At 69.6% G+C, this 13,498-nt stretch carries 10 protein-coding genes; 3 read left to right on the forward strand and 7 right to left on the reverse strand.

The window, feature by feature from the left end:
• Nucleotides 1-210 precede the first annotated feature (210 nt).
• The 7 genes from eccCa to C3B71_RS00940 all read right to left on the reverse strand — a co-directional run bounded on the left by eccCa (nt 211) and on the right by C3B71_RS00940 (nt 10,034).
• A complete protein-coding gene (gene eccCa / locus C3B71_RS00915; RefSeq protein ID WP_108965467.1) occupies nt 211-4,212 on the reverse strand; it encodes a type VII secretion protein EccCa in 4,002 nt (1,333 codons plus the stop codon).
• Entirely contained in the window at nt 4,209-5,159 is a 951-nt protein-coding gene (locus tag C3B71_RS00920; RefSeq protein ID WP_108965469.1) for a hypothetical protein, read from the reverse strand. The genes eccCa and C3B71_RS00920 overlap by 4 nt, the downstream gene beginning before the upstream one ends.
• Entirely contained in the window at nt 5,156-6,463 is a 1,308-nt protein-coding gene (locus C3B71_RS00925) for an EsaB/YukD family protein (protein ID WP_108965471.1), read from the reverse strand. The genes C3B71_RS00920 and C3B71_RS00925 overlap by 4 nt, the downstream gene beginning before the upstream one ends.
• The gene (locus tag C3B71_RS15705) at nt 6,460-6,765 is read right to left on the reverse strand and encodes a hypothetical protein (protein WP_146752379.1); all 306 of its coding nucleotides are present in this window, start codon (nt 6,763-6,765) and stop codon (nt 6,460-6,462) included. Before C3B71_RS15705 ends, C3B71_RS00925 begins: the two co-directional genes overlap by 4 nt.
• A gap of 75 nt (nt 6,766-6,840) precedes the next feature.
• On the reverse strand, nt 6,841-7,548 hold the full coding sequence (locus C3B71_RS15710; RefSeq protein WP_159097596.1) for a hypothetical protein: 708 nt from the start codon (nt 7,546-7,548) through the stop codon (nt 6,841-6,843).
• A gap of 440 nt (nt 7,549-7,988) precedes the next feature.
• Nucleotides 7,989-9,161 (reverse strand): PTS transporter subunit IIC, encoded by a 1,173-nt coding sequence (locus tag C3B71_RS00935; RefSeq protein WP_108965473.1) that lies wholly within the window; start codon nt 9,159-9,161, stop codon nt 7,989-7,991.
• A 372-nt stretch (nt 9,162-9,533) separates the two neighbouring features.
• Nucleotides 9,534-10,034: a transcription repressor NadR gene (locus C3B71_RS00940; protein ID WP_108965475.1), complete on the reverse strand. Its 501-nt coding sequence runs from the start codon at nt 10,032-10,034 to the stop codon at nt 9,534-9,536.
• A 632-nt stretch (nt 10,035-10,666) separates the two neighbouring features.
• Between C3B71_RS00940 and nrdH the strand changes: the two genes are divergently transcribed.
• The 3 genes from nrdH to nrdE are packed head-to-tail and all read left to right on the forward strand — an operon-like array spanning nt 10,667 to nt 13,492.
• A complete protein-coding gene (gene nrdH / locus C3B71_RS00945; RefSeq protein WP_073329558.1) occupies nt 10,667-10,915 on the forward strand; it encodes a glutaredoxin-like protein NrdH in 249 nt (82 codons plus the stop codon).
• 16 nt (nt 10,916-10,931) lie between these two features.
• Nucleotides 10,932-11,342 carry a class Ib ribonucleoside-diphosphate reductase assembly flavoprotein NrdI gene (gene nrdI / locus C3B71_RS00950; RefSeq protein ID WP_108965477.1) on the forward strand — a complete coding sequence of 137 codons (411 nt, stop codon included), beginning with the start codon at nt 10,932-10,934 and terminating at the stop codon, nt 11,340-11,342.
• Entirely contained in the window at nt 11,327-13,492 is a 2,166-nt protein-coding gene (gene nrdE / locus C3B71_RS00955) for a class 1b ribonucleoside-diphosphate reductase subunit alpha (RefSeq protein WP_108965479.1), read from the forward strand. Before nrdI ends, nrdE begins: the two co-directional genes overlap by 16 nt.
• The last annotated feature ends 6 nt before the right edge of the window (nt 13,493-13,498 follow it).

Genomic DNA, 13,498 nt, shown 5'->3' on the forward strand with positions numbered 1-13,498 from the left:
CCACCACCTCGGCACGTCATAAGTGCCGGTCTCGGCACGTCACAAGTGCCGGTCTCAGCACGTCATAGGTGCCGGTCTCGGTGTGTCACCCCACCGTGCCAGCGAGCCAACACACCCTCAAATGCGAAGAGCCCTTTAAGCCAGTCGCGACATACGCGGCCGAGGTTCGGAGTTGAAAGCGGGTGCGCGCTGTTGCGGGTGCTCGTGTGTTCAGCCGCCGGTCGGCGTGAAGTCGCCGACCTGAACCAGGCGGGGCTTGCGGCCGCGACGCACCCACCAGCCACGTCCGGCCCGCAGGTGCTCCGCCCGCACACCGCCGATAAGCGCCCCCTCACCCCGGTCACCGTCCATGATCAGGCCAGTGGCGCCGGTGTCCCGCAGCGCCTGCAGCAGCTGGTCGTACAGGGCCCGTGACGCCCCGGCCACCGGCCGGGCCAGCACCACATTCAGGCGCAGATCCCGCGCCGAGGATAGGAACGGGATGATCGGCCCCAGCGGCCCGTTACCTCCCGAGGACAGGATGTCGTAGTCATCCACCACCAGCACGATCCGCGGCCCGTCCACCGCCTCACCCGCCGCCAGGGCATCGGAGCGGCGCTGCAACTCCTGCGCGATCGACGCCGACAGCCCGCCGGCCAGCGTCGTCGAGGTTGCGTGCCCACCCAGGAAGGCCTCCGGGCAGGCCCCGGCCGTCGTCCGCCGCACGTCATAGACGGCTACCACCAGCTCGTCGGGCGTGTGGCGCTCTACTAGTGACTCGATCACGCCGCGCAGCACCGTGCTCTTGCCGCAGCCCGGATCGCCCAGCACCAGTAGATGCGGGTCGCGCCCACCAAGGTCAAGGTTGATCGGGGTCATCGTGTCCTGGAACAGCCCCAGCGGCAGCAGCTCCGGCTCCTGCTCGCCGTCGGGCAGGTCCGCCGGGTCAATGCTCTCCGGCAGCAGCCGCACCGGCGCCGGCAATGGCCCCGACCAGGCCGCGCCCACTTCCTCCGCCAGCACCTGCAGGGCCGCGCCGACGCCCTCGGACAGGTCGGCGCCCTCAACCACCGGCAGCGCCACCTGGGCGAACAGCTTGTCCGTGCGCAGCACCCGGCCCGGCGTATCCGCCCGCAGCGTGGCCGAGAGCTTGCGCGCCACCAGCGAATCAGCCGGGTCGTTCAGCCGCAGCTCCAGGCGGGTGCCCACCAGCGACTGCTGCGACATGCGCAGATCGTTGCCGCGCGACAGCGTCATTACCGCATGCACCCCCAAACCGCCGCCGCGGCGCAGAACCTCATCCAGCGGGTCCTCCAGCTCCGGGAAGTCCGAGCGCAGCAGGCCCAGTCCGTCCACCAGCAGCACCACGTCCGCGCTGGCCAGCTCGGGCAACTCGCCCGCGGCGTGCCGGGCGCGCAGCACCTCCAGGGAGTCGATGTGGTGCGCGGCTAGAACCCGTTCTCGCTGGTCCAGCATCGCCACTACCTCCTCCAGTACGCGGCGCATGCGCTCCCGGTCCCCGCGCGTGGCCACCCCGCCCACATTCGGCAGCGCCGCCAGTCGCGACAGCCCGCCGCCGGTGGCGTCCACCCCGTAGAAGGCGAGCCGGTCGGGTCCGCTCGTCAGCGCGGCCGCGGTGGTCAGCGTCCACAGGAAGGTGGTGCGGCCGCTCTGCGGCGCCCCGACCACGGCCACGTGTCCGCCGCCCACGGTCAGGTTCAGCAGCCACGGCTGCTGGCGCTGGTGGGCGGGATCATCCACCAGCCCCACCGGCACCATGGGGCCCGGACCGGCCGGGGTCGGCGCCCGCAGGCCAACCTCATCGCGCCGCAAAGGTCCGCTGAGCACGCTCGTCAGCGGCAGTCGGGCGGGCAGCGGCTGCAGCCATACCGGCGCCATGGGTTCGGCGGCCCCACTCAGTTGTGCCACGACGGCGTCCACCACCGTCCGCCGCGTGGTGTGCCCCTCCGGGATGACGGCCTGTGCCGCCGTCGGCTCCTCGGCCTCCAGGCCGTTGTGCACCGGCAGCAGCAGTGGCACCTGCTCCTCGCGCTCGGCAGGGGCGGGCTCGGCGTCCACCTCCTCCACCGGTCCGGAGACGTAGCCGGCCCGGAAGCGCGTGAAGACGCTGGTGTCCACCTTCAGGTACCCGTACCCGGGGGAGGCGGGCAGGTGGAAGGCGTCCGGCACCCCGATCACCGTGGAGGACTCGCCCTCGGTGAAGGTGCGCAGGCAGATCCGGTAGGACAGGTAGGTGTCCAGGCCCCGCAGCTTGCCGCCCTCAATGCGCTGGCTTGACAGCAGCAGGTGCACACCTATGGACCTGCCGATGCGCCCGATTGTCAGCAGCAGGTCCACGAAGTCCGGATTCGCCGTCAGCAGTTCCCCGAACTCGTCGATGATGACGAACAGGTGCGGCATGGGCGGCATCTCCGGATGCTCCTCGCGCAGCCGCCGGTAGTGGGCGATGTCGGGGGAGGAGCCGGCGTCCCGCAGCTGCTTCTGTCGGCGCACCACCTCGCCGGCGATCGAGGCGCGCGCCCGCTCGATGAGCCCGGCGTCGTCGGCCAGGTTATCCATCAGCCCGACCACGTGCGGCAGGGAGGCAAAGGGCGCGAAGGCGGCGCCGCCCTTGTAGTCGACCAGGATCATCGACAGGTCCTCCGGGCCGTGGCCGACGGCGAGCGCCGTCACCAGGGTGCGCAGCAGCTCGGACTTGCCCGAACCGGTCGCGCCCACGCACAGCCCGTGCGGCCCGACCCCCAGCTGGGCGGACTCCTTCAGGTCCAGCAGCACCAGCGCGTGGTTGTCATCCGTGCCCAGTGGCACCCGCAGGAAGTCACGCGCCGAGCGGGGCCGCCAGGCGGCGGGCACATCGATGCGCCTGGGGTCGTCCACTCCCAGCAGATCCGCCAGGGAGGTTGCGGACGCCTCCTCCACCTCCCGCTCGGCGGCCGCCCCCAGGGACAGCGGCGCCAGCGCCCGGCATACGCCCTCAGCGGCCGCCGGGCCCAGCTCGTCCGGGGTCACCACGGTGGGCAGGACCGGGGCGGCGGCGTGGTCGATCCTGCCCGATGCGTCGCGGACCGGACGCAGGTCCTCCACCAGTACCGTGCCGTCGTCGCGCACCGTCAGCCGCAGCGACGGGTCAGAGGGCTCATCCAGACGGTCGGTGACCAGGTGAAGGACGGTCGCCCCCACGTCCTGCGCCCGCAGGGAGGCGTCGGGGATCGTCAAGGACTGGGCCGGCCCCTCGGCGTCGACGACGGCGAGCAGCCGGGTACGACGCCGCTGCACACCGCCTGTGCCCATGCGCGCTACCTGCGCAGCGGCCTTCGCGGCGGCGGCGATCTCAGGGCGCAGCACGCGCTCCAGGTCCTGCTGGTCCGCTCCCACTCGGCGCATTGCCACCGGGCCGTCGAAGGCGCCGTGAATGCGCAGGTGGGGGAGCCGGGCAACGCCCTCCCACACCTGCGCCGCGGACTCGTTGTAGGCGAGGGCGATGTGCAGGTCCTCTGGGGCGTGATGCACCGCCGCCTGCACCAGCAGGGTGCGGGCCAGAGCGCGGGTGACCTCCCGGGGGCCGATCAGCGACACCTCACCTGCGGCGTCAAGATCGATGGTGGCGGGCATGGCGTACTGCACGGCATAGCTGTCCACCAGGGTCCGTGCTTCCTGCACCAGCAGGGGGTCGGCCTGAGCGACGGCGTCGGATCGGGGCATGGCTGCGAGCGGATGAGGCAGGTCGGTGGTGCCCAGACGCAGCCGCAGGAAGTCAGCATCGGTGCGTCGCCGCTCCCAGCGCCGGTCGGGGGAGATGGCCCATGCCGCCAGTGCCTGGGGCGCGGGGTGGGCCCGGAAGGCGCGCTGACGCAGCTGCCCGGCGGCGGCCTCCAGGGCTACTGCAGTGTCCGCGAGCGAGTCGAGGTAGCGCTCGCGCCGCTCCCGGCGTTGACGCGCCTGCCCGTTGCGTCGGGATACGGTGGCGGCCAGCATGCCGATCATGGTCACCAGCATCACCACCGAGCCGAGGAGCGCGAAGATCAGGTTGGAGCGCAGCAGCGTCATCATCAGCATGGATGAGCCCGCGCCGGCCAGGGGCAGCATCATCTGGAACGGAAAGCCCTGCCCAGCGCCGGTATCGGCCAGCTGTGGCGGCGCAGGTACGACGGTCGGCTCGGGCAGTTCCAGCGGGCGGTGCAGACGTCCGGGGCGGTGGACGGTGCGGATCATGCCTCACCTCGTACGCTCTTCGCGGCCGCATCCACGGTGCGGGCGGCCAGGGCGGCGACCGCGACGGCGGTGCGACGCCGCAGGGGCGTGGGGCCGGGCCGCCGCAGCGCGGGGTCGTAGGGGACCAGCGTCTCGTCCGGGCCCAGGCGTGGGATGAGCGGATGTCCGGGCGCGGTGGCGACGACGGCGTGCAGCACTGCCGGGAAGCGGCGAGTCGAGGCGGGGGTAGCGCCGGACCGGCCGTCCGCGGCGCCGGCTTCAGTGCTCATCGCACCGGCCAGGCGGTCTGTCAGGGACTCGTTGAGCTTCCTTACGAGTATGCGGCCGCGCTCGACCTCGCGTCGCCGCGCCGGGGTCACCAGCACTACGGCATGGTGCAGCGGGGCGATCTCGGCCAGCTCCGCTTGGGCCAGCGGGCCGAACTCGGTCAGGCAGGTGTCAAAGAAGTGCCCGAGATCGCGCCGCGCTCGATGCCACTGCGGCGGTAGACCAGCACCTGCAGGCTCCAGCCGTAGGCAGGAGGCCAGGCCGTCCGCTCCACAGCCCGCTGCGCCGCGCAGTGTCGGCCCGAGTTCCGCCGGGGGCACCGCGGTGGGAATGGAGTCCTCCAGTGGCCAGCGACGGGAGAAGGGCAGGCGATCGGCGGCAGTGTCGGTGCCGGGAGAGGCGGACAGCAGTAGCGCCGGGGCGCGCCTGGCGCGGGTCATCGTCCCGATCAGTTGCAGGGCCACCGTGGTTGTCCCACAGGCCGACGCGGTGGGAACTACGGCGATACGGCAGGTCAGCGGCAGCGGCTGCACCAGTGCCTGGTGTGTCTGCGCGGCAGTACGGCGCCAGGCGGCTGCGCCAGTCAGGGTCAGGGCGCACAGGTCGAGTGGGCGGCGCAGGAGATCCAGGTGGCCGGCGTTGCGGCGGGCATATGCGCGGTCGAGGACGGGCATGGTCATGAGAACAGTCCCAAGAGGTGTGAGAAGAGTCCGTCGAGACCGCACAGCAGTGGCACCGTGGCGACGGTGGCCGCCGTCTCCACCCTGTCACCGAGGCGACGCAGGCGCACGCGGGTCTGATCGGCGCTCTGGTAGAGGGCGGCGGTCGCCAGCACCGCCACGGCGACGGCCAGCAGGCCGGCACGCTGCGGCAAGGGCAGCGACGAGGCCAGAATCAGCGGCGCCGGCAGGCAGGCGAGCCACAGGGCAATAACCTCCGCCCGCAGGGGGAAGGCGCGTGAGCGCAGCGCTGCGGCTACCACCACGGCTACGGCCAGCCAGCGCCCCCACGGATCGTCCTGCCGCGCCAGGTTCGCCGTCGCCCACGCCAGGGCGGCGGCTGCCACCAGACAGGAGACCAGTAGCGAGTCGTGAGCGGCGGTCAGGGAGCGGCGTGCCCGGTCGCGCGGTGGCAGAGCCCCGGTCAAGGCGGTGTCATCCAGCCTGGCCGCCCCGGAGACCACCAGCGCGATCCACGGCAGCGAGCCCGCGAGTATCAGTGCAAGTACCGCCAGAATTCCGTAGGCGAGCTTGGAGGTGGGAGACAGGTCGGCTATAAGCACCCAGACACCTTCGATGCCGAGCCCGACGGCGGCGCCGGTGCTCCAGCCGATGTGTCTGAAAGCCAGGCCCATGGCGGCTGTCACCAACAGGATCAGGGCCAGGGCTGCGAGCACTCCGGCTTCGGTTCCGATCCTTGCCAGGGTGAGGCTCTGCGCCGCCAGCAGCCCTAGCAGCAGGCATAGGCCCAGGACGTGGACGCCCGACGGACCGGTACCGCTGCGCCGGAGTGCGGCAATGGCGAAGAGCAGGCCCAGTCCCGTCAGCGCCACCCAGGTGTGCGCCGTCGGCGACAGCGCTTGAAGCTGGGGCCAGGTGGCGAGCGCGGTTAGAACGCCGATGAGGATGCCGGCTCCGAGTGGCCGGTCCGTGCGTCGCCACCTACCGGGATGCGCCTCGGTGAGATCCGCCATGGCCTCGCTCAGGTCGGACACTCGTGCGGGTGGTGGGATCTCGTCGTCGGCCACAACGCGCAGGACCTCGCCGTCCAGGACCTCCTGGGTGACCAGGTCCAACTCGGGGTCCACCAGGCGGCCGTCGGCACGCACCAGGTGCGTCGCCAGTGGGGTGCTGGAGTGGCTGGACTGGGAACCCAGGAGGGATAGCAGTGTCGGCATCTGCGCGCCGACCGGCTCGGTGGAGGGCAGCACCAACTCGGCCCGTGACCGATCTGCCACGAGGGTGATGCGGGTGTAGGGGATCATTGCTCTGCTTCCTGGGTTGGCTGCGCCGCCGCATCCGTTGGTTCAGGGGACGGCGCTACGGTGGCGCTGTCGGTGGAGGTACTTCCGCCCGAGGTATTGCGGATCGAGTCCAGGTGCGTGGAAATGTAGGAGTAGCCCACACAGCCGCTGCACGCTAGGGCGGCGACCACGAGTGACGCGATCAGACGGGGTGCCTGAGCCCGGCTCCTTCCCGGCCTGCGGCCACGTTCCAGGGCGTCGCGCAGGCGTGCATGATGCACACGCGCGGAATCGAGGACTGCCTGCTCGTTCTCACGCGGCATGGGCGCTCCTCCGGCAGTCGGCAACCTCGCGGGCGGTTTCGGTCAGATCGGCCCCGATCGGCGCAGCAGTGACTCTCATCCGACCATCCTCTCGGGGCCAGGAGCCTGGGTGTCCGGGAAATCCAGTGCCTGCCGGGCGCGGGCACGCTCCTGCTCCCGCTCCCGGGCCCGCAACTCCTTGCGGGTCATGCGGGGCGGTGCGGGGGCCTGTGGCGCGGCCGCGGCGGCCGGCTGCTGAGCGGGCTCGGGCGGCGGTGGGGGCGGGGGCGCCTGCGGTGGTACGGAGGGCGGCAGCAGCAGGGAGGCTAGCGGGGGAGTCTGCGCCGAGGGGGACTGCGCCGGCACCGCACGGAGCGTAGGTGGTGATTCGGGTGGAAGGGCTGCGGTCGTGGGAGCCTGTTCCGGCTGCGGCTGCGGCTGCGGCTGCGACTGGACCGGCTGCTGCGAGGGCGACGATGCCGCTGCCAGCTGCTGTGCGCGGGCGGCGAGCTCGGCGGCCTCAGCGAGTTCGTCCAGTTCATCCAGCGTCACCCGAGATGGATCGGGACCGTTGTGGATGTCTAGCACGGTGGCTCCGGCGGCCGACCCGAGACGCAGCAGTGGCAGCAGGGCGCGGGCCGTGCCGGTGGGTAGCCCGGCATCGGCGTCGACGGTGAGCAGGCCCAGTATCAGGCCGCCGACGGCTCTGCCATACAGGCAATGGCCAACCAGCTGGGCCAGGAGCAGGCCCAGAGCCGCCAGTACGAGCAGCAGCCTGACCAGTGCCGGGCCCGACAGCAACATGCAGAGCACCAGCGGTACAGCCGCAATGGCGAGGTCGATCCCAGCGCTTGCCGCAATCATCTGCCGGGATGCCGCGCGGCAACCGACGGGGAGCGCTGGGCTCACTGAGTATGAGGCCTGTGAGGTCAAGGCATGCCTCCTTCACCTGGGCAGGGTGGTGTCAGGTGAAGGGGTTCTTCACCGCCGAATGACAATCGCGTTTGGGTTACGAGTATGGCACGAATGCGCCTGTGTTCGTATGTGGGATTGCAGGCATTACGTGCGGCAGGCGGTGTGGAAGACGGGCTCTTCGCGTTTGAGGGTTTGGTGGGTGGATCGGCGGCGCTTCGCCGAGTGATGGACGGCGCGCGCGTTCCGGCGGTGCGACGGGTGGGGAGCGTGGTGTGATCCTCAGCCCAGAACCGGACACGAAGGCTGAAGCAAGTCAGAAGAGGCGGGCATCAGGCCTTGGCCAGTGCCATATCGCCGGGGCGGATCCAGCCGCGGGCGCGCATGAACTCGCTGATGGCCAGAGTCAGCAGTGCCGGGGCCGCGAACTGGAATAGCACGATCGTGGCCACCAACTGCGCCGTGGGCATGGCGCCGCTCATGGTCTGCCAGGTCATGATCTGACCAACCAGGCCCGCCGAGCCCATGCCCGAGCCGACGGCGTTGGACTCCATGTGCAGCACGACGGTCGCCACCGGTCCGAGCAGCGCCGATGCCAGCGTGGGCGGCACCCAGATGAGTGGTCGGCGCAGGATGTTCGGCATTTGCAGCATGGAGGTGCCCAGGCCCTGCGCCAGCAGCCCGGACCAGCGATTCTCCCGGAAGGAGGCGACGGCGAAGCCCACCATCTGGGTGGTGCAGCCGATGGTCGCGGCGCCTGCGGCGATGCCGGACAGGCCCAGGATCACGCCGAGTGCCGCCGAGGAGATCGGCAGGGTCAGCACCATCCCCATGATGACGGCGACGATCACGCCCATCAGCAGCGGCTGCCGCTCGGTGCCCCAGTTGACCAGCTGTCCCAGCGCCGTCATCGCCGAGGAGATGGGCGGGCCGACCAACAGTCCGACGCCACCGCCCGCGAGGATCGTGGTCAGCGGGGTCACCAGGATGTCCACCGGCGTCCTGCCGGAGACCAGGCGGCCGGCCTCGACGGCCACACAGGCCGCCACGAAGGCGCCCAGCGGCTCACCCGGGCCGCGCAGCAGCAGTGCGGTGCCGACGTCGTCGTTCAGTATGGCGCTGCCGGACAGCAGGCCGGAGGCCTGGGCGCCGATCTGCCCGACGGCGGCCGCGGAGATGACGACGAAGGTGTCGGCCCCCAGCCGGCGGGCGGTACCCAGGCCAATGCCGGCGCCGGTGATCGAGGAGGCCACCCGCCCCATCAACACAATGAAGTCGCCGACCGTCCCGGGGGCGAAGGCCCCGAGCTGGGTGAGGATCGTGCCGATGATCAGCGTGGCGAACAGGCCGTGCGCCATACCGGTCAAGCCCTCGATGAAGAACCGGTTGCCGAAGGCGCGCAGCCGGTCCAGCGGGCCGTGCGGCTCGGCGGGGGAGGCGACGTCTTTGGCGGGGATGTTGGCTGCGTTGTTGGTGGGGGCCTTGGGCTTGGAGGATGTGGACATGGGAGCCTCCCATGGACGACGGGGGCGACGGCCTGCGCCCGCGCTGGGTGTCAAGACACTAAAAGGATAGTCGGGACCCGTCAGGTGTCATGACACAAGTGGGGTGAGCTGCCTCTCCCTTACGCGTGGACCGCGGTGCGGGGCCAGGCCATGCGGCGCCGTCGGCCGCCTCTCCCTTACGCGTGGACCGCGGTGCGGGTCCGGGCCGACAGGTGGGGAAACTGATGCTCCGAAAACGGCACAAACGTCCCGGGTGCTGTGTGGTCTGACCTCGTGGAACCGCACGATTTCAACGATCCGTTGCCGCAGGGCAGGGGCTGCGCCGATCGTTCATGCCGGATTCGGACATTCGTCCTCCGGAGGCAGCGGGCGTCAGCGCAGAATGCCGAGTTTGCTCAGTCGCGACTCGATGGTGTTCAGCTGCGCCTCCGAGTCGGCCTCAACCGTGTGGGCGTGCCAGCCGTTGGTCAGCTCGGACAGGGTGGAGGACTCGGTCATGCGCTCAAGAAAGAGGTCCAGCTCGGTGTGGTTGTGTATGAGCAGGTCCACCGTGATCTGGCCGTACAGGCGGTGCTCGATGATCGTGTCCAGGGCGGTGCCGCCGGCGTCGATGATCGCGGCCAGCTCGGCGGCCACCTGGTCGCGACCGTGCTGGACGTGGAAGACGCGGCGTGGCCGCGAACTGGGGCGGGCCAGGACATAGCCGCGGTTGGTGGCGCGGATGGCGTGGCCGGCGGCCCGCAGCAGGGCGACGTCACCCACGACGATCTGCCGGGAGGCGCCGAGTTGCTCGCCCAGCCATGCCGCGGCCAGCGGGGTGTCGGCCTCCTGCAGGCGGTCCAGGATCGCCTGTCGGCGCTCGGATGCGTCCATTTCGCGGTCCTCTCGATGCTCCTCTTGCTGCCCCACGGCGGGCTTGTTGCCGCGCGGCCGGCCCCTGTGAGCCGCCTCATGGGAACGTAGCACGGTTGCCATGGTCGACGGAACGGGTAGTGCTCGCGTGATTGGCGGTGCGACACGCCCGGGGCGTGGTGATTCGGGCGGCATTTTTCACCAGTTTGTCCCCAGCCTGGGGACCGGCGGAGTGGTGGTGCGGCTGTAGGCCTGTGGAGACGGTGAGGGTAAGCGGTCGGAATTCATGTCAGACCCCCGCGAGACCATGGCGAAGCCGATCCGGGGTGGTCGGGCGACGGCGTCGTGCCGACCACCCCGGGACTGTCGATGCGGGCGGGCGGTGCCGGCTCCACAGGGCGTCCACAGCGATCGGCGCACCGTCCACAGGCCGAAGGGACTCTATGCACAACGACACGCCAGACACATCATCTTGGGGTGGTGGCGCGCTCCGACCCCTAGGGGTAGTGTTTTGAACAGCAGGGGGGCGCTTGCCCTCCCGAGAACTACATGCGTGTGATTACGTGCCGGTAAGTCCCCGTTCGTGGGGTTCCGAATCGGCCGCACGCACCGCAACCGTCCGACCATCCACCTAACGCCAGGAAGTGACTGACATGGCGATCACCGTCTACTCCAAGCCCAACTGCGTCCAGTGCGCCGCGACCTACCGCGCCCTGGACAAGGCCGGCCTGTCCTACGAGACGGTCGACATCACCCTGGACGCCGAGGCGCTCGACCAGGTCCGCTCCCTCGGCTACGCGCAGGCTCCCGTGGTCATGGCCGGCGGTGAGCACTGGTCCGGCTTCCGCCCGGACAAGATCAAGGCTCTCGCCTCCGTCGCCGCCGAGGCCGCCGCCATCTGAACGGGGGCAGGCGTCCGTGAACGACCGCCCCCTCCTGGTCTACTTCTCCTCCACCTCGGAGAACACCCGCCGCTTCGTCGAGCGGCTCGGCTACCCCAGCGCACGCATTCCGCTGCGCTCGGGGGATCAGCCGCTGAGCGTTGACGAGGAGTACATCCTCGTCGTGCCCACCTACGGCGGTGGCGCCATCAAGGGCGCCGTGCCCAAGCAGGTCATCAAGTTCCTCAACGACCCGCACAACCGGTCGCTGTGCCGCGGCGTTATTGCCTCGGGCAACACCAACTTCGGCGAGGCCTACGGCATCGCCGGCGACATCATCGCCAGCAAGCTCGACGTCCCCTTCCTGTACCGGTATGAGCTGCTCGGCACCCCTACCGACGTCGAACGCGTCAAAGAAGGATTGGACAAGTTTTGGCAGAAACGCTGACGGCCCCCGCGAGCACCGCACCGAAGACCACGGTCTCCCCGGACCTCGACTACCACGCCCTGAACGCCAAGCTGAACCTGTACGACGCGAACGGCATGATCCAGTTCGACGCCGACCGCGAGGCCACGCGCCAGTACTTCCTCCAGCACGTCAACGACAACACCGTCACCTTCCCGTCGCTGGAGGAGAAGCTGGACTACCTGGTGCGGGAGGGCTACTACGAGCAGGAGGTGCTGGACCGCTACCGCCCCGAGTTCGTCAAGTCCGCCTTCGAGGCCGCCTACGCCTACGACTACCGCTTCGAAACCTTCCTGGGCGCCTTCAAGTACTACACCTCCTACACGCTCAAGACCTTCGACGGCAAGCGCTACCTGGAGCGCTTCGAGGACCGCGTCACCATGGTCGCCCTGGCGCTGGGCGACGGCGATGAGTCGCTCGCGTTGGACCTGATCGACGAGATGATGTCGGGCCGCTTCCAGCCGGCCACCCCCACCTTCCTCAACGAGGGCAAGGCCCAGCGCGGCGAGCCCGTCTCCTGTTTCCTGGTGCGCATCGAGGACAACATGGAGTCGATCTCCCGCGGCATCAACTCCGCCCTGCAGCTGTCCAAGCGCGGCGGCGGCGTGGCCCTGCTGCTGAGCAACCTGCGAGAGATGGGCGCCCCCATCAAGCGCATCGAGAACCAGTCCAGCGGCGTCATCCCGGTGATGAAGCTGCTGGAGGACTCCTTCTCCTACGCCAACCAGCTGGGTGCGCGCCAGGGCGCCGGCGCCGTCTACCTGCACGCCCACCACCCGGACATCATGCGGTTCCTGGACACCAAGCGGGAGAACGCGGATGAGAAGATCCGCATCAAGACCCTCTCGCTCGGCGTCGTCATCCCGGACATCACCTTCGAGCTGGCCCGGGCGAACGAGGACATGTACCTGTTCAGCCCCTACGACGTCGAGCGCGTCTACGGGTTGCCCTTCGCGGATATCAACGTCACCGAGAAGTACCGCGAAATGGTGGCCGACGAGCGCATTCGCAAGGACAAGATCAACGCCCGCCAGTTCTTCCAGACGTTGGCGGAGATCCAGTTCGAGTCCGGCTACCCCTACGTCATGTTCGAGGACACGGTCAACCGGGCCAACCCGATCAAGGGCAAGGTGGTCATGTCGAACCTGTGCTCGGAGATCCTGCAGGTCTCTGAGCCCAGCGTGCTCAACGAGGACCTGTCCTACGCGCACGTCGGCAAGGACATCTCCTGCAACCTGGGCTCCCTGAACATCGCCAAGACCATGGACTCCCCGGACTTCGCGCGCTCCATCCGCACCGCCGTGCGCGGGCTGACGGCCGTCTCCGACCAGACCGAATTGGAGTCCGTCCCGTCGATCAACCGCGGCAACCACGAGTCCCACGCGATCGGCCTGGGCCAGATGAACCTGCACGGCTACCTGGCGCGCGAGCACATCCACTACGGCTCCGAGGAGGGCCTGGACTTCACCAACGTCTACTTCGCCTCCGTGCTGTTCGCGGCGCTGACCGCCTCGCACGAGCTGGCCGTGGAGCGGGGGGAGACCTTCGTCGGCTTCGAGGACTCCAAGTACGCGTCCGGTGAGTTCTTCGACAAGTACCTGAGCCAGGACTTCGTCCCGGTCACCGAGCACGTACGCGAGCTATTCGCGAAGTCCTCGGTGCACGTGCCCACGCGCGCGGACTGGGCGGAACTGGCGGAGAAGATCAAGCGAGACGGCATCTACAACCGCAACCTCCAGGCGGTGCCCCCCACCGGATCCATCTCCTACATCAACCACTCCACCTCCTCGATCCACCCGATCGTCGCCAAGATCGAGATCCGCAAGGAGGGCAAGATCGGGCGCGTCTACTACCCGGCGCCCTATATGACCAACGACAACCTCGAGTACTACGAGGACGCCTACGAGATCGGCCCCGAGAAGATCATCGACACCTATGCCGCCGCCACTCAGCACGTGGACCAGGGGCTGAGCCTGACGCTGTTCTTCCCGGACACCGCCACCACCCGCGACGTGAACAAGGCGCAGATCTACGCCTGGCGCAAGGGCATCAAGTCGCTGTACTACATCCGCCTGCGCCAGGCCGCGCTCACCGGAACCGAGGTGGAGGGCTGCGTCTCCTGCATGCTGTGACACTGC

Source organism: Actinomyces sp. Z16 (genome assembly GCF_003111765.1).
Classification (GTDB): Bacteria; Actinomycetota; Actinomycetes; order Actinomycetales; family Actinomycetaceae; genus Actinomyces; species Actinomyces glycerinitolerans.

Coding starts and splice junctions, on each gene's coding strand:
- C3B71_RS00935 (WP_108965473.1), bottom strand. CDS start 9,161: ATGTCCACATCCTCCAAGCCCAAGGCCCCCACCAACAACGCAGCCAAC.
- C3B71_RS00940 (WP_108965475.1), bottom strand. CDS start 10,034: ATGGACGCATCCGAGCGCCGACAGGCGATCCTGGACCGCCTGCAGGAG.
- C3B71_RS00920 (WP_108965469.1), bottom strand. CDS start 5,159: ATGACCATGCCCGTCCTCGACCGCGCATATGCCCGCCGCAACGCCGGC.
- C3B71_RS15705 (WP_146752379.1), bottom strand. CDS start 6,765: ATGCCGCGTGAGAACGAGCAGGCAGTCCTCGATTCCGCGCGTGTGCAT.
- C3B71_RS00925 (WP_108965471.1), bottom strand. CDS start 6,463: ATGATCCCCTACACCCGCATCACCCTCGTGGCAGATCGGTCACGGGCC.
- C3B71_RS15710 (WP_159097596.1), bottom strand. CDS start 7,548: ATGTTGCTGTCGGGCCCGGCACTGGTCAGGCTGCTGCTCGTACTGGCG.
- nrdH (WP_073329558.1), top strand. CDS start 10,667: ATGGCGATCACCGTCTACTCCAAGCCCAACTGCGTCCAGTGCGCCGCG.
- eccCa (WP_108965467.1), bottom strand. CDS start 4,212: ATGATCCGCACCGTCCACCGCCCCGGACGTCTGCACCGCCCGCTGGAA.